Genomic DNA, 20,039 nt, shown 5'->3' with positions numbered 1-20,039 from the left:
GAGATTTATCTCCTTGTCTGTTATATTATTAGGACAATCATGAAAAAGGAAGAATACATACAAAAATGGCTGGATAATACACTTTCCGAGCAGGAATTTAAAGAATTCAGAAAAACAGATGATTACAAAAATCTTGTGAAGCTTGATAGACATTTACAAGCCTTCAGAGCGCCTGAATATAAAGAGGAATCCGAATATTCATATTTACAAGAGCAATTGAAGGAGGCGCCTAAGCAACGCCAAATTAGGTTCAACCCATGGAATAGTATTTATAAAGTAGCAGCAACCCTATTATTAGTCTTGCTGAGTGCTTATTTATATTACAACTATACAGCTGAGGATGTAAAATCAACCTATACGGCTGAGCACAGTAATTTTTTATTACCAGATTCTTCTAAAGTATGGCTTAATGCAGTATCAGAAGTATCCTATGATGCCAAGAACTGGGATGAAGAAAGGACTTTATCATTAAAAGGTGAAGCTTTTTTTGATGTAGAAAAGGGTATTCAATTTGATGTTAGAACTAAAAATGGTAATGTTAAAGTATTAGGAACAGAATTTAATGTATTAGCTAGAAACGATATATTTGAAGTTAGCTGTTATGAAGGTTCTGTTAAGGTGAGTTTTGGTGATGATATTAAGGTGTTAAAGCCTGGCGATATTTTTAAAGCCCAAAAATCTAATTACCAACTCATTCATAAATCATTGTCAACAACTCCTTCATGGATGAATCAAATCAGTAGTTTTTCCAGTATCCCTTATCAATATGTATTAGAAGAATTCGAAAGACAATATGATGTAACCATCGATACAAAAGATATAAATAAAAAAACCTTATTTAGTGGAAGTTTTAGCCATGATGATATTAATCTCGCATTAAAATCTATTACTGAACCACTTCATTTATCTTTTGTCATAAAAGGCAAAAAGGTTATTATAAATCGTGATTAAAAGAATAGTATTTTATATAGTATTCATTTTACCTTTTACCAGCTTTGCCCAAAAACAGAGCTCTATTTCTTTGCCTGCCCTTCTCGATTCACTTGAATCAAAATATCAGGTTAACTTTTCCTATGTAGATGAGCATGTTGCGCATTTAAAACTTCCTTATCCTGTCTCCCATCAATCTTTAGATGATTATCTGCAATGGATTGAGTCAAAAACTCCTTTAAAAATCAATAAGTTAAATGCACAATTCTACACCATCAGCGTCAGGAATGATCAGCATTCGGATTTGATTTGTTTACATGTTTTCGATAAACAGAATAGAGCCTCTATAGAAAATTGCATTATAATCTATGGAAAAAAAGTATTTTATACTGATAGCCTGGGTAATTATTGTTTTAAAATAAGGGATGCGGAAGTAGATAATCTCATAATTCGCCATTTGAATTATGAAAGTCAGCAGTTGAGCATAAAATCATTAAATAGAGAAAAAGTAAATAAAATAGGGCTTCAGTCTCGTAATACAATGCTTAAAGAAGTGCAAACTAAGTATTATCTAACTGAAGGGATTAATAAAAAAAGTGATGGAACCATAAGCATAAATGTACCCAATACTTCACTCTTACCTGGCCTGAGTGAGCAGGATGTTCTTTTCAGTATTCAGAAGCTTCCGGGCATTCAAAGTCTAAATGAAAGAGTTTCTGATATTAATGTGCGAGGTGGTTCAAATGATCAAAATTTACTGCTCTGGGAGGGAGCCAGAATGTATCAAACTGGGCATTTTTTCGGGCTTATCTCTGCCCTAAATCCCTACTTAATTAATCAGGTTGAATTGACTAAAAATGGAACCTCTCCCCTATATCCAGGCGGTATTTCAAGTGTGCTCAATATTAAAATGGAAAATGAAATTAACCAAAGCTTTGAAGGTGCAGTAGGTTTAAATATGTTAAATGCTAATAGTTATTGGAAGATACCACTTACTAATAAAATAGCCATAAATCTATCAGCCAGAAGGTCAATAGCGGATGTTTTGAATACTCCTACTTTTGATAACTATTTTGAACGGGCTTTTGCCAATACGGAGGTGTCACAGTTTGTACAAGCCACTGATACTTTAAGGAGCAATCAATATTTTAATTTTCACGATTATTCGGCTAAACTACTTTATGATATTAATTCAAGAGATAAACTTAGAGTTAGTTATTTAAACATGTACAATACTATTTCTTATGAGGAAAGTGCACTTAATAATGGAATTATTGATTCTAAGACTAGTGAGTTAAGCCAGCAAAACTGGATAGCTTCTGCAGAATTAAATCGAAAGTGGTCTCAGCAGTTGAATACAAAAATTCATTTATCTGCTTCCTCATATGATTTAAATTCAATTAATTATGATATACCCAATGATCAAATTCTTCGGCAGCAAAATGAGGTTCTAGACCTGAATTTAACACTCATGAATAGTCAAAAGCTTAAAACCGGACTTCAGTATGATTATGGATATCAATTTAATGAAGTTGGCGTGCTTAATTTTGATGAAATTAACAAACCAGCCTTTAGCCGAAATGTAAAAGAAGTACTTCAAACTCACTCTATTATCAACGATATTCGATGGTCTTTTTTTCAGGGAAAATCCATTGCAAAAGTGGGCTTAAGAATGAATTATTTTAATAAGTTTAATCAATACAGTTTTGAACCACGCTTAACCTTTAACCAACAGCTTAATGATGCATTTGACATTGAGCTTTTGGCAGAGCTTAAAACACAAACGACAACTCAAATCATTGATTTTCAAACCGATTTTTTAGCAGTTGAAAAGCGTAGATGGGTTTTAGTAAATGATCAAGATCTTCCTATAATCTCGAGTCGTCAAATTTCGATAGGTGGGCACTACCGCAAAAATGGCTGGCTAATTAGTGCTGAAGGCTATTGGAAAGACGTAAAAAATATAAGCAGTAGTAGTCAGGGATTTCAAAATCAATATAGATTCATCAGAAGTAGCGGGAATTATACTTCAAAAGGGATTGATATCTTAATTAATAAGCAGATGGATGATTTGAATGCATGGTTGAACCATTCTATTTCAAATACCGAATACAATTTTTCGGAATTTACACCTTCTTCTTTTCCAAGTAATTTTGATGTACCACATGCAGGTGGAATGGGGATAAGCTATCAATTGCAGCAATTGGAATTTGCATTAGGCCTAAATTACCATTCAGGTAGGGCTTTCAGTAGAATTGTAGAAGGGCAAGAGGTTGTTAATGACTCGATATTGTATCAGACGGTCAATAGCTATCGTTTACCTTTTTATATGCGACCTGACTTATCTATAAGGTATACATATAATTTGAGGCTTAATCAGAAACTACAATTCGCTATTTCACTTTGGAATTTCATTAATTATGAAAATATCATTAATCAGTACTATCTATTAGATTCAGATAATACGATACAAGAAATAAGGCAGCAAGCCCTAAAATTCACTCCTAACCTTTCAATTCAGTGGAGTTTGTAGAATGTTTGTGTAATGATTAATAAATTATGATGCGAAAGTTTTGACATCTGCATATGTTTCCTAGTCCCTTATAAATCTCTAAATCATGAAAAAAAGCATAAAAAAACACAGACTGATAGTCTGTGTTCAAATTTTTTAATCGGTAAATTTTTAATTAAATACCTTCTTCAGCAATTCCACTGAATTTGGAGAATTTTCTCCGTTAAGAATTTTATTAAACTCTCCTTTATCTTTCTCAGTAATATCGGTTTTGAATTCGATATTTGAGAAATCAAGTTTTTTAGCGCCCATGTGCCAACTTGGGAATACTTTTTCTTTAATTGGACTGCTATTGATCAGTCTAATTTCTTTATGACGATCATCCAATTTTATTTTATCATATAATTCGAAGATCTTTTTATACTCTCCTTCAAGGTATTGAACAAAGCTGTCTTTTGAGTATAGCAATACCCCTGTGATATCTTCACCCGAATTATTTCTCTCACAAGAATCCAAAATCTTCTTGATTTCTTCTTCTGTGCAATTACTCTTACGTTTACTTACGTAAATTAAATTTGAAAGCATTTTATTTAGTTATAAAGTAAAAAAATAGTAGGGAATAATTTATTAGCCATAGCCTATATAAATCATTTTAATAATGCGCTAAATACTTGATTATTTGGAAACTATACTAATTTCTTTTTACTTTTTGATTAAAAAATTATCAAGTTCTGAGAAATGTAAATTCTCTTCATGGTTTAACCACATATTGTGTACAAATGTGTATATAAGTTACGCACCTATTCAAATTTTTATTGTAACCTTCTGATTAAATAATAAATTCTATTTTATAGTTAATAGGGTATTTTAAGCAATATCAACAATTCAAAAAAAATGAGTGGCTATGTCATATTTACGGATATAAATATTCTTTAACAGTATAATACATTTTATTTATGTTACTGTAGATTTAACTTTCAGCCATTGTAATAAATTATTAATATCTTTATTATTGAAATATTATAACTTAAATCCATAACTATTATAAAATGAAAAACTATATACTATTATTTTTCTTACTGCTTTCAACTAACATGATTATGGGTCAAGATGGTGATGACGATTTTGATGATTTTGATCCTTCTATGTTCGAAGAAGCTGGAAGTAGTCTGAAAGTTTTCTGTACGAATAAAACTTTAGGCCAAAGTCCAACCCAATTGGTAAGTTTTGGATTAGATTATCACGGACCCTCTACATTAACTACTCCTGCGATTGGAGATGTAGCTGAAGAGGAAGCTGAATGGTCGCAAGCAAGTGGGTTTCGTTTCAATTCTAATGTACCCTTGCTTTCCAAAAACAATATCTTAATAAACTGGAGTTTTAATTATGTTCAGTTTGGTTTTAATAGTGGAAATGATGTGATCTACCAAAATCCTTTAAATGCTACTTTATCGGATTACAGCTTGAAATGGTTAAATACAAACTTTACATTATTCAAACCTTTAAATGAAAAGAGCTTTTTATTGGCGCAATTAGGAGTTGAATTAAACGGTGATTACTCTTTTGATAATCCACCTTCTTTATCCAATACGAGAGTTCCTGCAGCCTTAATTTATGGTTTTAAACCCAATGATAATTTAATGTGGGGAGCTGGAGTTTCAAGAACCTATTTAGGTGGTGCTTTAAATGTACTGCCTGTAGTCTATTATTATAAAACCTTTAAAAATGAAAAATGGGGAATTGAAGCCCTGCTACCTGCTAGATTACAAGCACGATATCGTATGAATAGTAGAAATTTACTTTTAATGGGGTATTATGTTGAAGGTGCTACTTACAACCTAAGCAATTTTGGAAATTATCAGGCCGCTTCAACTATTACTAATAATTCAGTAGAATTGAGAAGGTCTGAAATAAGAGCTGGTTTAACTTATTCTAGAGGCTTAAATGATTTTATTTGGGTTAGTGGCCAAGCAGGCTATAGAGTTAATTACTCTTTTGAGCTAGATGAAGGTGAATTTTATCGAGGATTTAATGGAGATGATTATTTGCAAGAAAATAGCTTAAGTAATACTTGGTATATCCAGTTTTCATTGAGTTTGGTAAGCCCATAAAATATAAAAGGGCTGCAACCTTAAAATTGCAGCCCTTTTAAATGAATTAACTATTTTTATTTTCTTTTCAGTCTCGTCCAAACATCAGTTCTACCAAAAACAGCAGCACCAATATATCCTCTTACTTCAATTGTGTTATCATCCTTCAATTCGATTTTACAATTATAAGTACTTCCATTATTAGGATCATATATAGTGCCATCTACCCATAAATCTTCTTCCTCATCATAAACAAAGTCCTTAATTAATCTGTAACCTTTAAGTGGTGTTTCACGCAAGGATTCATCTGGATTGTTTACATCAGTCCTTGGACTTCCATCCTCATTTGTTGGTTCTTTTAACCATACAACACGTCCATAATATTTATTACCAATTTTATCGATTTTCACCATTGATCTTCCATTGCTAGGCTTCCATACTCCTATTAACTTGTCTCCCGGATCATTTTCAGCAGACAAAGAAAATGTAACGAAAAAACAAAGTACATAAATTAACTTTTTCATATTTACTTACTTTTTATATTCAACATTAAATTCAAAACTTACTTTCGCACTTAGATAGTCCATATCCGAAGATATATTAGCATCTACCACCAAGGTATAACTATCATCTTTTAAATAAGGCAATATATCTTGTTCAGCTGTCACTTCAAGAGAAATAACCTCTTCTTGCGGTAAAGGACTTTTAGTTGCAACTGAAATCAACTCTAGGTCATCAGATACTAATTGAATCAATGCACTCTCAACATCTGTGCGTAAACTATCAGGAAAAAATGAAATCGTTGCAGACTTTAGTTTTATAGATTTAATATTTTCCTCTGTAATTTCATTTTGAGATGCGATCTGAGCCAGAATATCTTCAGATGCTTTTCCCTGAAGAGTATTAGGACCTTCAAATAAAAATTCTCCTTCAACTTCAATTGATGGGCTTTGGTATTCTACAGTTTCTGGGGCACTACAAGCTAATAATACTGAAGAAATAAATATAAAAGCGAATAATTTATTCATACGTTTAAAATTATAATTTAAGATTAAATTAAAGATCCTCTAAAATACAAAAGAATCTTAAAATCGGCTGAAAAGATGAGGCTTTTATTCATTGTTTCATTTATTTCTGTCTATTCTTCTTTTTTAACTTAGAATTGTTTAGCGAATATAATGCCAGAAAAATATCAATAATTCAATCTTATGATGTAAAACTTACTAAACTATTTTTGTATTATTGATTCTGATTAAGGAATTAATAATTCTGAATAAAAATTAACTGCCTAACCATGAGTAAATTAAAATACCTGATTATTGATGATGATATTATATTCAGCAAATATTTAAAAGCAAATATGGATGAATTGTATGCTGAAATTGAACACATTAGCTCAAGAAACAATACATTAGGAGGCTTACTCGATATTCATAGAAATCATCCAGATATTATCTTTTTGGATCAATATATTGATGGATTAAGTGGATTTGATGTGTTAGATTTAATGAAGCATCAACCCAAAACCATTATGATTTCATCTGAACATATTGATCAAGAAAAACTAGCTGAATATCCTCATGTAATAGGTTTTTTAGAGAAGCCTGTAAATTTTGATAAACTCAAAGAGTTAATTGATAAGTCAGGTTTAGTTTAATTATTTAGTTAATTGCTTGTACAGCTGAAGAATAAATTTTTTAATCGTAGAATTAAACGTATAGATAATACCGAATTTATTCATAAAGGTATTCTCTTTATTTAATGGTAATTTTTTTCCATTTATCGTTGAAACCAGTAATCCTGCTTCATTAAATATTAAACGGGTAGCGGCATAGTCCCAAATGCTACCACCTCCCCTGTTTTCCTTTGGAAATTTAAAGTAACATCCGTATCCTGATTTTAATACTCCAATAGCATTGCATACTGCGCCCTGACCTGAATGGAGCTTTAAATTTTTCAGCCCATTATTTATGGCAAAATTATGCAGTTCATTCTTAATGGTATTAAAATAAGGTGTCTTTTCAAGACTTATATCGTAATAAAAATGGAGAATATCAGATGACCTTGATTTCTTAAATGGACTTCCATTAAGAGATAGTCCTTTTTTTAGAATGGCTGAAAACAATTCTTTTGAATCAGGTATATATACACAGGCGATGATCGGATCCCCTGCTTCTGAAATTAAAGCAATGGAAACCGCATAACCGGATCTACCTTCAGTAAATGCTAAAGTACCATCCAAAGGATCCACACACCAGAAATAATCCTTTTCAAATCTTGATTGGTTATCCTCTTGCTCTTCCGTAAGCAACCCTAGATCATATTTAATAATACTTTCTTCTAATTGATCAAGTATGATTTTTTGAGCTTGAATATCTACTTCAGTTACTACTTGTGAAGCAAGAGAGTCTCCTCCCTCTTTATGCCTTTTTTCATATTGTTGGTCAAACTGCTTTTGAATATAATGTCCCGCTTCAATAGCTGCTTTTTCTGCTATTTTAGATAATTCAGCCATATCGTGATTAGTCAGATTCATTTTAAATCCAATTCACTTAATACTTCTTGCGTTAAACGCTGGCTATAATCATGCATTTTCCAATGACCAGGACTCCACCCATCTAAAAAGCGATAAAAATCAGCCCAAGCATATTTATATAACTTTTGCCATTCTGACTTTAATGATTTGAAATCCAAAGTATTATCTAAGGCTTTATCAAGCTCATTAAAATAATGCCCTAGTAATTCTTCTTCGTATTTTTCACATTCCTCTTCCTCAAAACAACTGCTTATAAAATAGGCGACATCTTTCATTCCGCAGCCTTTGCCTACATATTGGAAATCAACTGCTGCCACATTATTATTATTTCCGAAGCAAAAATTAGCTAGCTTTGCATCTCCATGAATGATGGTCTGATATTGAGCTTGATTCAATTTTTCATCTATAGCCTTAGCTGTATTTTTTAAGCTAAGATTATTCATTTTATCCCATTCGTCAGGACGAGTGTCTAAATGCCAATAGGTTCCAATTGGCCAAAGCCCTTCTGCAGGATTATTCATGAATTTTGCATGAAAATTGGCCAGCCACTTTAAGCAACTTTTTACATTAGGAAGTGTAATATTATCTGGGTTATGGCGGTGAGGATATCCTGATTCATTCAAATCTTCCATTATTATAAGCATTTCCATTTCAGTCTCAGTTGAATGCAACGCCTTTGGAACTCTACAATTTTCATCAGTTAAATGAGCATAATTTTGATACCAAACTCTTTCAACTTGATATGATTTTAATTTACGCTGATGTGAACTTGAGGTGTTCCAACCTTTAGGGTGCTGCTGACCATCAGAGAGTTGAATATGTTTTGCAATTATACTTTTAAACTTACCTTCTTCTAATTGGTAACGTTTTATTTCACCATACCCACTCCAGAGATTTTGAACCGATTGAGTTTCTAAAATATTTGAAGCAGAAGTAACTCTTAGAATTTCTTTTTTTAAGTTTAACATATCAATTCAAAGCTCTTATTTTTTCATGAGATGCCAAACTGCAATCTAATACCAAGTCAATAATTATTATTTCTCAAACTGAAGTGCCTTATCTTTTACTTTACCAAAACGAGTGGCTAGCATGTCCACTAAATAGCTTTGATATACCCTCCATGGTCTTCTTTTACCCTGCTTTGGAAGAATCTCTTTTGCTCTTTCAATGTAACCTGAATTCAAATTTAAGAAGCTTTCATTTGAAGCAGCGTTTTCTTCGTGTGGTATCACTACTTCATAGGAGTGTTTGTCCATATACTTCAAAAGCTTACAAAGATAATTCGCTGTTAAATCAACTTTCAAAGTCCATGAAGCATTTGTATAACCAAAAGCATAAATAAGATTTGGTATATTGCTGACCATCATGCCCTTATAGATCATTGATTGATTTATTTTAGCGAGTTCACCATTCACACTAAGTGCTGCCCCTCCTAGAAGTTGCACTTTAAGTCCTGTTGCTAATACGATAATATCAGCATCAATTTGATCTCCTGATTTTAATGAAATACCTGTTTTAGTAAAATGCGAAATTTGATCGGTGGCTACACTTGCTTTTCCTTCTTTTATAACACTAAATAGATCACCATCAGGCACGACACAGAGCCTCTGATCCCAAGGATTATAAGTTGGATTGAAGTGTTTATCGACAGGATATCCTTCTGGTAATTGCTTTGCAGCAGCTTTCATCAGCATGCCTTTCATCCATTTGGGAAATACTCTGGATAGACCAAATGATAACATTTGTAAGGCAATGTTCTTCCATCTGGTAACTTTATATGCCCATTTTAATGAGATGTAATTTTTCAGGCTAATAAACATCTGATTCCTGTTGGGCAGATTCATAATGTAGGTGGGAGATCTTTGAATCATGGTAACATGTTCAGCTCCCCCTTTAACCATAGAGGGTACTAAGGTTACAGCGGTAGCTCCACTACCTACAATGGCCACCTTTTTTCCTGTATAATCTAAATCTTTTGGCCAAAATTGAGGAACTACAATTTTGCCTTCAAAATCATTTTCATTTTCAAAAGTCGGTCTATAGGATTCCTTATAATCATAATAGCCAGTACAGATACTCAAAAATTTACATGTATAGGTTAAATTTCCTTCTTTAGTTTCTACCTTCAGCTCCCAGCATTTTGCTTCATCAGACCAATTGGCAGTGGTCATTTTATGATTAAACAGAATGTTGTCATCGATATTATTTTCTGCAGTGGTGCTTTTAAGGTATTTTAATATTTTGTATCCGCTTGAGATAGATTGAGGATCATTCCACGGTTTAAATCTATAGCCGAAAGTAAACATATCAGAATCTGAGCGAACTCCAGGATATTGAAACAATGACCAAGTGCCCCCAATTTTATTTCTAGCTTCTAAAATTTTATAATTCTTTTCCGGACATTTTTTATTTAGCCAATATCCCATTCCAATTCCAGAAATTCCAGCACCAATAATTAAAACATCATACAGCTTATTTTCCATAGATTTATATCTTCTTAGCTATCAAATATAAAATAATTTATGGCAGGACATACATTCTATGATACTTTAATGCCTTAGATGGTTTACATATTCAATGAGTAGAAGATGGTTGTAAAGGAGAATGGTTATTTCTAGAAGTTAATTATTTATAATTCCATTTAGCAAATTTATACTCTTTATCTCTGGAGGCTTTTTCTCTACTATTTGCAAACAAATAGTGGTCTCCAATTTCAACACTTCTGTAGCCTAGCAAGTGGAATATTGGTTTAGCAAAAAAGCGTGCTATTCTTAAGTTGATTTTCAATCCTTCTTTCGCTTTGGTTTGCCAGCTAACACCTGGTAATAAGGTTAGTAAATGATCCATCCTAAGCTTACGAAGAATCGCTGATATGTGTAAATATATTGGCGCAATTTTACGGATTAAAAAGAATCCATCCTCACCTTGCGTTTGGTATAGCGGCATTAATACTCTTGATTCATGAGGTGCATATATTCCTTCGTTAATGCTTTCTGCTAAATAGGCATTTTTCCTTACGGTTTGAAAATTCACGAATCCTGGTCGCATAATAAATTCTTCCTCCTGCTGAATTTCATGACGGTAGAAAATTTCATAAAAGCCTCCAATTCCTCTCGTTGCTTTTTTTAACCTCTGCATATAGCGGTGAAAAAGCTTAGTCTCTGGTAGGACTCCTGTCAAAACTAAGCTTACATAAGCAAAGGCTTCGTGATTATCTACCGATTGTTTTTCATCATGTTGACCTGCCTCAAAACCAAAAGCAACGTAGCCTAATTCATTAATATAGCTTAAGGCGGGTCCTTTTAAATATTCTTCTATCCCTAAAATAATGGGCATTGGAAATTGTCTGGTAAATTTTCTATTAAGTATGGTATCATTCAATGTAATAAATGGAATAGTATGGGATGAGGTAGTATGTAAATCCATAAAATAAAAAGGACCTTCATGACGATTAATTATACTCATAAGATTTTCATATAAATCTTGTTGTTCTGCCTGATCTGGGTTGCTAATAAAGACATGCTTTTGATTCAAAGCTTGCATTCTGCTTTTAGTCCATAAACGGTTTAGGTCTTCTTTCTCAAAACGAATTCCTTTCTCCAAAGCATTTATATTTCCTCTTAATGCATAAATATTTCCACTAATGTTTTTTTCATTACCAACTAGTTTTTGACTAAGCCTTTCTAAGGCAAAAACTCCTGAAGGTTCATTGCCATGTATACCTGCTAAGAATACAACTATTGGTCCTTGATTATTTCCTTCAATATGAGTAATTAATCTTTCGGTGGAAACTTGCGGCATGATATCTTCAGAAATGCTTGTCATTGCTAAATGGAATTAGGTCAGTATTAGTAATGATTCCAACTAATTTATCTTTTTCAACAACTGGTAAACATCCATAACCATGTTTTTTCATAATATTCATGGCTTCTTTGATAGATGTATCTGAATGAACAGTGAATGGCTCAGTTACCATTATGTCTGATACTACTTCTTTTTCATTACGCTTCTTAGGATACCTTTTCGTCATATGCGACCATGTAAGAAGCCCAACTAATTGACCACTACTGTTTTCAACAGGTAGATGATGAATGTTATTCCAGCGCATTATGTTTGTTGCTAGATCTGCTAAGTCAGTATCTTCTACCAAGAAAAGTTTAGTAGACATGATACTGCCAACCGTGATAGCATTTTTATGCGTGCAACAAATTTCATTAATAGGTTGCCATTTGTGTATTGGAATATTTTTCTGTTGATTCTGGTAAATAGAACTGGTAAGTGTTTTTAAGGAGTCATCTAGTTTGTATTGTTGTCGCAGTCTACGAAAATTGGAAATTTGCCATTGCACTCCGTTTTGACCATTTACCCTGTTTTTAATTATGTTAATATATTTTTGAATATCTGCTTCGTCAATATCAAGTTTTTGCAAACCATAGAGAGCAATTGGAATCAGTTTTTCAAGTATTAATTCATTTACTTGAAGGTCTTTATTTTCCCAAGAAATTACAGAATCTTTTCCATATCTAGCAGCTTTCCAAAAATTAGCTTTGACATCTTTAAAATCCATAATACTTGGCATATCATCAAATTTTGAAGGTCTGCCTGCCATTAAGCCTACCCAGAAGGCTAGGTTTGCAATTTCATCATCAGTAGAAGGACCAGCGGGAAGGTATCTGTTTTCAATTCTTAGATGAGGTTTGCCATCACTTAATCCATAACAAGCTCTATTCCAATGATATATAGTACTGTTGTGAACTTTTAACGCTTCAAGTTTTGGAACTCCACCCCTTTCCAAAATGTTGATAGAATTATTTTTAATGGCTTTAGCCAGCATAACCTTATGCCTTGCGATATCATCCTTAAAAATATCTACTACAGAGCCGCTGGCCCATTTATGACCGAATGAAATTCGTGATTCTTTCTCATGTAAAGCATATGATGTTGCTCTTGTATCTATACTTTGTTGAAATAAGGCTATTCGAGTTTCATTCCATAACTCACGGCCCATTAGTAAAGGAGAATTAGCACTTATTGCTAATACTGGTGCTGCAATGGTTTGAGCCCAATTATAACTTGAAATAAAATCATCAGGCGCTATTTGAAGATGAGTTTGAAAGCTAGCATTACAACCTTCAAAAACTATGGTATCATGTAAAACTGTTAGTTCATCAACGCCCTTTATATGCAGACTAAAATCTTCACCACGTAATTCTTTTGTACGCTCATTAAGAGCATAATAACGCATGATCGGTGTCATATGCTCTAGTGTTATCTCATTCATTCTGATCGTGGGAAGAATTCCAGTAAGAATGACCTTAGCCTTATATTGTCCCGCTACATTATTAGCCTTATATAATAGGTCATTTAATTGTTCATGCATTTTGGTTAAGCAGTTATCCTTAGCTTCAATTGGGTCTGCATTGATTTCTAAGGTGTAACGAGTCATTTCAGTTGTATAATGGGGGTCATCAAGTGCTTTCAGAATATATTCATATTCGAAATATGGTCTCCATTGCTCGTTAACAAGGAAAAACTCTTGTTCAGCACCTATTCGGATTTTATCATCTTCTATTAACTTATGCTTCAACATGTATTCCAATGATTCAATATCATTCAAAAGCTGTCGCATAAATTTATTTCTAGCTGAAATATTTTCGGTACTAATGACTTTATTATCTCCCATTTTTAATGAATTTGAAATTTTTCTATGGACTAGCCGTTTGCATTTTGTCTTTTAGTCCCCACAATGGGCGTAATTCAGCGGGCATGCTCATGATAATATGAGTAATTTCTCCTTCACTAACATGGTTTCTGATTACTTTAAAAACTGTACGGATAACATTTTCGCCATCTTTTACAGTTCTGATATCATGATGTCCTAAGGGTTGGTCTTCATGAATTACTTCCCTAATAAATTCACCTATATTTTTAATTCTAGTAGGTTTTTCTTGATATTTCCAGCCTTCAACGTATATCGCTTTTAATAACATTGGGAGTTGTGCCATTAATTGGAATGACTCCTGTATAGTTAGTCGGGATCTTAACGTATGTAAAACAGCCCTTAATATTCTACCAGAAAGGTCAATATCGTTTGGGAATCCTAGTTCTTCCGCAATCTCTTTAAGAATGCTATTGGCGGTTTGAGTATACTTTTCAAATTTCATCTCCGTAGCTTTTTATTATATACTAATATAAAAAGCTTACCCTCTAAAAACTCTAATATAGATTAGTAATATAGATGATATATGTCATGATATATAATTGAATTACAAAGCGTTAATTCTGTAAATCTGTATAGAAGATTTTCAAAATTCTAACTCAATATTTCTAACTTCTGACTTAAGACTTCTAAATCTCCCCTTCCATAAGAGCATTAACGAGTCGTTGAGCAGCTGTAGCTACTGCCTTTTCTTCCGCTTGTTGCGTGATTTTTAATCTATCTTCTTCTAGCTTTTTCTTTTCCTTTTCTAATACTTCGTTTAGCTCTTTGTTCTTCTCTTCAACCGCTAAACGTACTTTATAACTATTAAAGCCTGCTAATTCTTGAAGAAATGCCCAGTAATCAGCTCTTTCCTGACAAGATAAAATCCAAACATAGGGAACTGCAGCTTTGAATAATTCATGATTATCATCAGCCAAATATATAAATGGTATCTTCTCAAATCGGTCTTTCAAGTCCATTTCCAAAAATTCAGAAACAGGAATTAATTGGTCTGTTTCAAATTCAGCTGGAATTATCATTAATTCTTTTACTTTTTCAGGAAATATTGCTTTATAATCTGCATAAGTAAAGTTCATTTCAATATTTTGAACCTCATCATCCTCAGATCTGATGCTTATGCTATAAGAAGGCCATAAATTTGTCGGTTGGATATTAGATGTAATAGAAAACCTTCTGCCCCATTCGCTAAATTTTATAGGATCGTATTGAACCATCGGAAAGTATCTCCCTGCATTGGCTGCATTGGCTAAAAGTGTTCTGCTTAGGGTAGTCATTCTCACGTTAGAAGGAACACTGATATGGATTAAAGAAGGTGCATATGAACCTAAAGCTTTTTTAACCCCTTCGTATAGAAGTGCAGGTTCTGCTATTGTACTTTGGAATGTAAAAATATTTCTTTGGGCAATGGCTAAAGCGGCTATTTCTTGTCGAAATTTATAAGATGAATCTACCCATTTAAGCTGTGGGTTAGGTTCTGATACTAATTCTTGATTGATAATCACCACATTAACGGGGTGATTAACCGCCATCATTTTTCCGAATGATGTTAAATGGTTGTTAAGATATTTTTGATCAGTAATGCAAAGAATAGGAACAAATAATCTTAATTCATCCTCTTGTAAATGATGCCAATCAAAATGTTCGAAATAATCATCATGAAACTCTTCTTCGTATTCATCTTCAATTTCTAATTGAGCCATTTTAAAGGCCTTCATTAAAATTGTAAAGGACCTTATTTCATGCTTAAATAAATCTTCGGTTAACTCAAATGCATTTGTTTTAGCCTCAATTGTTCTGACACCTTTAAATAGTAAATTCTTTTCTATTACAGTCTTCAGCGCTTTTTCATAAACCACTATTCCATGTTGTTTTTCAATAAAGTTGTTAAACTTTTGTAAATCATTTAGAATGGATTTTAAGCGTTGAATTCTACTTTTTGATAAGTCAGATTTGGCCGATTTCGGTAACAAATCCACCATTTTTTCAAATGCTATCATCTCAGCGGCAAAACCATAATTTTCTTTTAATTTTAGTATCTGACTACTCTTGCTGTCAACATCTAAAATAGTTTTTAATACTTCTATTACTCTTTTTACATCTTCTTTAAATTTCTTTCTATTTTGTATTTGATAGCTAGACATAATAAAATCTAGCATAAACAAAGGCATGTTTTCTTCCTCTTCTAAAATGATCTCTTTGTGATTTTCAATGATCTTATAGGGATAAGCGGATTCTTTCTGTATAACATCCTGTAAAGCAGCATGATAAGTTTTAGAGTTCAGCTCTTCATCATTTTTTTCAGCTGTACGATAAAAATGCCTTAAATCCTTCCAAAAGTCTTTCATTTCCTGCTCAGGAGCAGTGCTAGTCTTTTTTAAATGGAAAGAATTTTCATGAACTGTATTTTCTATGTTTTCCATTTTAATTCATTTATATCGCATATTTATCCATCAATGTATTGATAGCTTCGGTTTTATCCTCGGCTGAAATTCCCATATTATGGGCACCGTATTCATCATATCTAGTGGCTTCTTTATTTTGATAAAATAACCCAATTGGTGTGGTATCTTTTGTTGTTTCTACTAATTCTCTTGCTTTAATTAAATTCGAAGGATCATGTTCTTTTAAATTATGAAACTTTTGAGTCGCTTTACTATCGATAACAATTCCATTTTCGTGTTGTAAAAGCGTTATGGCATTGGGATCTTTTACAACTGGTTCATAACTGTCCTTCATCCATATTGGGCAGCGTTGAACGATTCGTACAAATGCTAAACCTGGATGATCATATGCTTTTTTAAGGGTAGCATATAAGTGTGCAGGTTTCCAGTCTACTGTTTGGGCTACAAAAGAGACATTAGAGAAGCCCAAGGTAGATTGAATTGGATGAATAGGTGGCAACACTGATCCTCTCGGATGGGTATTGGTATGAATACCTAATGGACTTGTAGGAGATGTTTGTTTTTTAGTGAGACCATATATTGAATTATCAAAAAGCAAAACGACCATTTTCATATTGTATCGAATTGCATGCACCCAATGCCCTGCCCCTATTGAACAGCAATCTCCATCACCGGTGATAACAAAGACATTCAAATCTGGCCTTCTAAACTTTATTCCACCAGCAACAGGAAGAGCTCTACCGTGTAATCCATGGAAGCCATAGGTTTTCATATAATGTGGAAATCTACTACTACATCCTATTCCTGATACAAAAACAGTTTTTTCGGGTGGAAGCTGTTCATCTCTGCAAAGTTGTTGAACATTGTGTAAAATAGTATGAGCTCCGCAGCCGGAACACCATCTTGCCTTGCTGCTTTCATAATCTTCTATTCCCAGCAGTTCGTCATTGGCAAAACTTAAGTCACAGAAATCTGGTTTAATACTTATCATTTTCTAGTCCATTAAAGTTTGTCCGAGCTCTTGCTCTATTCTTTCCAATATGCGGATGGGACTCATCGGTTGACCATACACATTGCTGTAGCAATCCACATCAATAAGTGTTTGCGCTCTTAAATACCATGCTAATTGAGCATAGCGCCTGTTATCTTCAGTAATCAAAGGCTGTCCTACAGTGTCACTATAATTAATTTCTACTGTCATCACCTTTTTGAAATTCTTGAATATTTCTTTGATACCCGGTTCCATTGGGCTCAAAAACCGTAAATGGATACTGCTAACTTTTGCACCATTTTTTCTTGCCATGTCAACGGCTTCCTCAATTGCTCCTCTAGTTGAACCCCAACCTACTAATAGCAAATTACCTTTTTCATCACCATGAATTTCAGGTGGTTTTAAAGTATTGCCTAAGGCAGCAAGTTTTCTACTTCTACTTTCAGCTCCCCTTTGATTTACATCTGGCTGATAAGCCACATGACTTTCTTCATCATGAGCCAGTCCAGTTAGGGTATACATCCCTCCTTTTTGGCCTGGAATAGGTCTTTTACTAATACCTGTGTTAGGATCCCAATCATAGGCTCTAAGTCCTTCTTTCCATTTACTTTGATCTAATGGTCCAGGAAACCATTCAGGATTCACTTTTGGTCGAGGAAAGGGTTGAACACCAGTTGCTAAATTTGCATCAGTCAGCACAAATACCGGTGATCTGAAAGTTTCAGCTATTTTCCTAGCTAATATGATATAATGGAAGCATTCTTCAATAGTAGATGGAGCAAGTACTATTTTAGGGGCATCCCCTGCTGCCCCATACAATACGGCTAATAAATCTCCTTGCTCCACTTTTGTAGGCAAACCGGTAGAAGGTCCACCACGCTGAACATCAATAATGACTAATGGTATTTCAGCCATTACTGCCAGTCCAATGAATTCAGTTTTTAAGGCTATACCTGGCCCTGATGTAATCGTAACCGCTGTTTTACCCCCAAATGATGCTCCTACTGCAAAACCTATCGCTGCAATTTCATCCTCGGCTTGATGAATGATACCACCTGCATTTTCTAAGGCGGCTGCCATAGCATGAGTAGCTGATGTAGCCGGTGTAATAGGATACATTGAACAAACTTCAATTCCAGCTGACATAACTCCTAAACTCAAGGCTTCATTACCATTCATTACTACATAGTCTCCTTGTCGCTTTTTGGTCGGTATTGTGAAATGCATAGGTAGATTATCCTTCGCATATTCATAGCCAGCATGTAAAAGATCTAGGTTGTTTTGGATAATCTCATCTCCTTTTTTAGAAAATATAGCTTTGATTTGTTCTTCGGCAAGTTTTAAATCTCTATCATAAATATTACTCAATAGACCTAAAACCCACATGTTTTTACCTTTTCGTGCATCACTGACATGTTTTAGGCATTCCTTTTCCATAGGAATTTCAATGATATTATAGCCCAGCTCAGTAAATTCTTTAATAGATTGCTCGTATGCTTCTTTTGTTTCTTCGGTATGAGTAGCCCATTTATTTTCAATCAATAAATAAGTACCAGGTTTATAGGCTTGTTGCTTAATTCTTCCATATAATACTTGTTCATTTAGAGCCACTACCATATCAGCATGGCCTCCCATATTGGTGATTTTATCAGTGCCCATCCGCACTCTAATTCCAGAGGCTCCTTCTCTAGAACGGGCAGGTGGTCGAATTTCAGAAGGAATAATTTCAACTGTCCATACGCCATTTCCCATCTTAGCGGAGATAATACCTAAACTTTGACCGCACTTTTGAGCTCCTTCACCGGAATCGCTTACAATTTCAATGATGGCCTCTTTTATTTCCTTCCTTTCCATTCCGATGGTTTCAGAATGTATACTTTCTGAGGTAGTTTCCATGATAAACGCTTTGAATATGACTAATTAAGACAGATTTTATTTAAATTATACTGATAAAGATCAGCACTTTTAGCGATAGAAGTCAGCCATTTTATGAATAGCCCATTTCACGCTCTCCTTTTCGTATAATCTTTTTACTATTCTTTCCTTTTACAGCTCCTAGTTGATTATCTAACCATAATATGGCACCTGTTGGGCATCTTTGAATTGGATCCATATTTTGTTGATCAATAGAATAATCAATAACAGGTAAGTTATTTCTCATGGTAATTAAATCCAGAGGAGCATCCATGGCACATCGCCCACAAGCAGTGCAGGCAACTTGGCAATCCTCTAAGATTTCATCCCCCTTTTCCAGATTTTTACATGCGACCCATAGATGATGGCTAATAGGTTCAATTGAAAATAGATCTTTAGGGCAAGCAATTACACAATCGCCACATGCAGTACATTTAGCGGTATTAACTACCGGCAAACCATGTTCATCCATGTGAATTGCATCAAAATCACAAGCCTTTTCACAATCTCCTAATCCTAAACAGCCCCATGAACAAGCTTTTCCACCACCCGAAATTAAAGTGGCAGCTTGACAACTATCAATCCCTTCATACTGAGCCTTATTTCGAGCCACATTGGTTCCCCCAGCGCAAGCTAAACGAGCGACCTTTTTTTCTTCATCCCCAACTGAGATTCCTAAGTAATCACCTATCGCACTTCGACCTTCATCAGAACTTACTGTACATTTTCCTGGAAGAACATCACCTTTCACTAAAGCTTCAGCAAAAGGTCTGCAACCCGGATAACCACATGCACCACAATTGGCTTTAGGCAACATAGTTTCCACTTGGTCAATTCGAGGATCTTCATATACGTACAGTTTCTTATTGGCTATCACCAACATTACTGCAAGAAATAGAGTTAATCCTCCTATTGCGATTACGGCAATTATAACGCCCATTT

The 20,039-nt window shown here is 33.9% G+C and carries 17 protein-coding genes; 4 read left to right on the top strand and 13 right to left on the bottom strand.

Annotated features, from left to right (window positions below; translation table 11 throughout):
* Nucleotides 1-39: 39 nt before the first annotated feature.
* Nucleotides 40-951: a FecR family protein gene (locus QYS48_RS15375; RefSeq protein ID WP_308356692.1), complete on the top strand. Its 912-nt coding sequence runs from the start codon at nt 40-42 to the stop codon at nt 949-951.
* Nucleotides 944-3,463, top strand: coding sequence for a TonB-dependent receptor (locus QYS48_RS15370; protein ID WP_308356691.1), 2,520 nt, complete (start codon nt 944-946; stop codon nt 3,461-3,463). Before QYS48_RS15375 ends, QYS48_RS15370 begins: the two co-directional genes overlap by 8 nt.
* Before the next feature lie 150 nt (nt 3,464-3,613).
* Here QYS48_RS15370 and QYS48_RS15365 read toward each other — a convergent pair whose 3' ends face one another.
* Entirely contained in the window at nt 3,614-4,027 is a 414-nt protein-coding gene (locus tag QYS48_RS15365) for a BLUF domain-containing protein (protein WP_302100677.1), read from the bottom strand.
* Nucleotides 4,028-4,491: 464 nt separating this feature from the next.
* Between QYS48_RS15365 and QYS48_RS15360 the strand changes: the two genes are divergently transcribed.
* Nucleotides 4,492-5,553 (top strand): DUF6268 family outer membrane beta-barrel protein, encoded by a 1,062-nt coding sequence (locus QYS48_RS15360; protein ID WP_302125280.1) that lies wholly within the window; start codon nt 4,492-4,494, stop codon nt 5,551-5,553.
* Between the two features lie 56 nt (nt 5,554-5,609).
* Here QYS48_RS15360 and QYS48_RS15355 read toward each other — a convergent pair whose 3' ends face one another.
* Together QYS48_RS15355 and QYS48_RS15350 are read right to left on the bottom strand one after the other, a co-directional pair.
* On the bottom strand, nt 5,610-6,056 hold the full coding sequence (locus tag QYS48_RS15355) for a DUF2147 domain-containing protein (protein WP_302100679.1): 447 nt from the start codon (nt 6,054-6,056) through the stop codon (nt 5,610-5,612).
* A gap of 6 nt (nt 6,057-6,062) precedes the next feature.
* A complete protein-coding gene (locus QYS48_RS15350) occupies nt 6,063-6,560 on the bottom strand; it encodes a hypothetical protein (RefSeq protein WP_302100680.1) in 498 nt (165 codons plus the stop codon).
* 266 nt (nt 6,561-6,826) lie between these two features.
* On the opposite strand from QYS48_RS15350, the gene QYS48_RS15345 reads away from it, so the two are divergent.
* Complete coding sequence (locus tag QYS48_RS15345) at nt 6,827-7,189, top strand: response regulator (protein ID WP_302125276.1); 363 nt, start codon at nt 6,827-6,829, stop codon at nt 7,187-7,189.
* On the opposite strand, the gene QYS48_RS15340 is transcribed toward QYS48_RS15345, so the two are convergent.
* From QYS48_RS15340 to QYS48_RS15295, 10 genes are all read right to left on the bottom strand, one after another.
* Nucleotides 7,190-8,068 carry an inositol monophosphatase family protein gene (locus tag QYS48_RS15340; protein WP_308356689.1) on the bottom strand — a complete coding sequence of 293 codons (879 nt, stop codon included), beginning with the start codon at nt 8,066-8,068 and terminating at the stop codon, nt 7,190-7,192.
* Nucleotides 8,065-9,036 (bottom strand): oxidoreductase family protein, encoded by a 972-nt coding sequence (locus QYS48_RS15335; RefSeq protein WP_302100686.1) that lies wholly within the window; start codon nt 9,034-9,036, stop codon nt 8,065-8,067. Before QYS48_RS15335 ends, QYS48_RS15340 begins: the two co-directional genes overlap by 4 nt.
* Before the next feature lie 66 nt (nt 9,037-9,102).
* Nucleotides 9,103-10,551, bottom strand: a complete 1,449-nt coding sequence (locus QYS48_RS15330) for an NAD(P)/FAD-dependent oxidoreductase (protein ID WP_308356688.1) — start codon at nt 10,549-10,551, stop codon at nt 9,103-9,105.
* A gap of 142 nt (nt 10,552-10,693) precedes the next feature.
* Entirely contained in the window at nt 10,694-11,893 is a 1,200-nt protein-coding gene (locus tag QYS48_RS15325; protein WP_308356687.1) for a succinylglutamate desuccinylase/aspartoacylase family protein, read from the bottom strand.
* Nucleotides 11,877-13,751: a CBS domain-containing protein gene (locus tag QYS48_RS15320; RefSeq protein ID WP_308356686.1), complete on the bottom strand. Its 1,875-nt coding sequence runs from the start codon at nt 13,749-13,751 to the stop codon at nt 11,877-11,879. The genes QYS48_RS15325 and QYS48_RS15320 overlap by 17 nt, the downstream gene beginning before the upstream one ends.
* A 22-nt stretch (nt 13,752-13,773) precedes the next feature.
* A complete protein-coding gene (locus QYS48_RS15315) occupies nt 13,774-14,232 on the bottom strand; it encodes a DUF2267 domain-containing protein (RefSeq protein ID WP_308356684.1) in 459 nt (152 codons plus the stop codon).
* Nucleotides 14,233-14,416: 184 nt separating this feature from the next.
* Nucleotides 14,417-16,210 (bottom strand): hypothetical protein, encoded by a 1,794-nt coding sequence (locus QYS48_RS15310; protein WP_308356683.1) that lies wholly within the window; start codon nt 16,208-16,210, stop codon nt 14,417-14,419.
* 10 nt (nt 16,211-16,220) lie between these two features.
* Complete coding sequence (locus QYS48_RS15305; protein WP_308356682.1) at nt 16,221-17,183, bottom strand: thiamine pyrophosphate-dependent enzyme; 963 nt, start codon at nt 17,181-17,183, stop codon at nt 16,221-16,223.
* A gap of 3 nt (nt 17,184-17,186) precedes the next feature.
* Complete coding sequence (locus tag QYS48_RS15300; protein ID WP_308356681.1) at nt 17,187-19,079, bottom strand: 2-oxoacid:acceptor oxidoreductase subunit alpha; 1,893 nt, start codon at nt 19,077-19,079, stop codon at nt 17,187-17,189.
* A 91-nt stretch (nt 19,080-19,170) separates the two neighbouring features.
* Nucleotides 19,171-20,037 (bottom strand): RnfABCDGE type electron transport complex subunit B, encoded by an 867-nt coding sequence (locus QYS48_RS15295; protein ID WP_308356680.1) that lies wholly within the window; start codon nt 20,035-20,037, stop codon nt 19,171-19,173.
* Nucleotides 20,038-20,039: the final 2 nt, after the last annotated feature.

The sequence above is a fragment of the Marivirga arenosa genome, from assembly GCF_030503895.2.
GTDB lineage: Bacteria > Bacteroidota > Bacteroidia > Cytophagales > Cyclobacteriaceae > Marivirga > Marivirga arenosa.
Note: the sequence above shows the minus strand (reverse complement) of the source record. Positions and strands in the feature narration are given on the sequence as shown.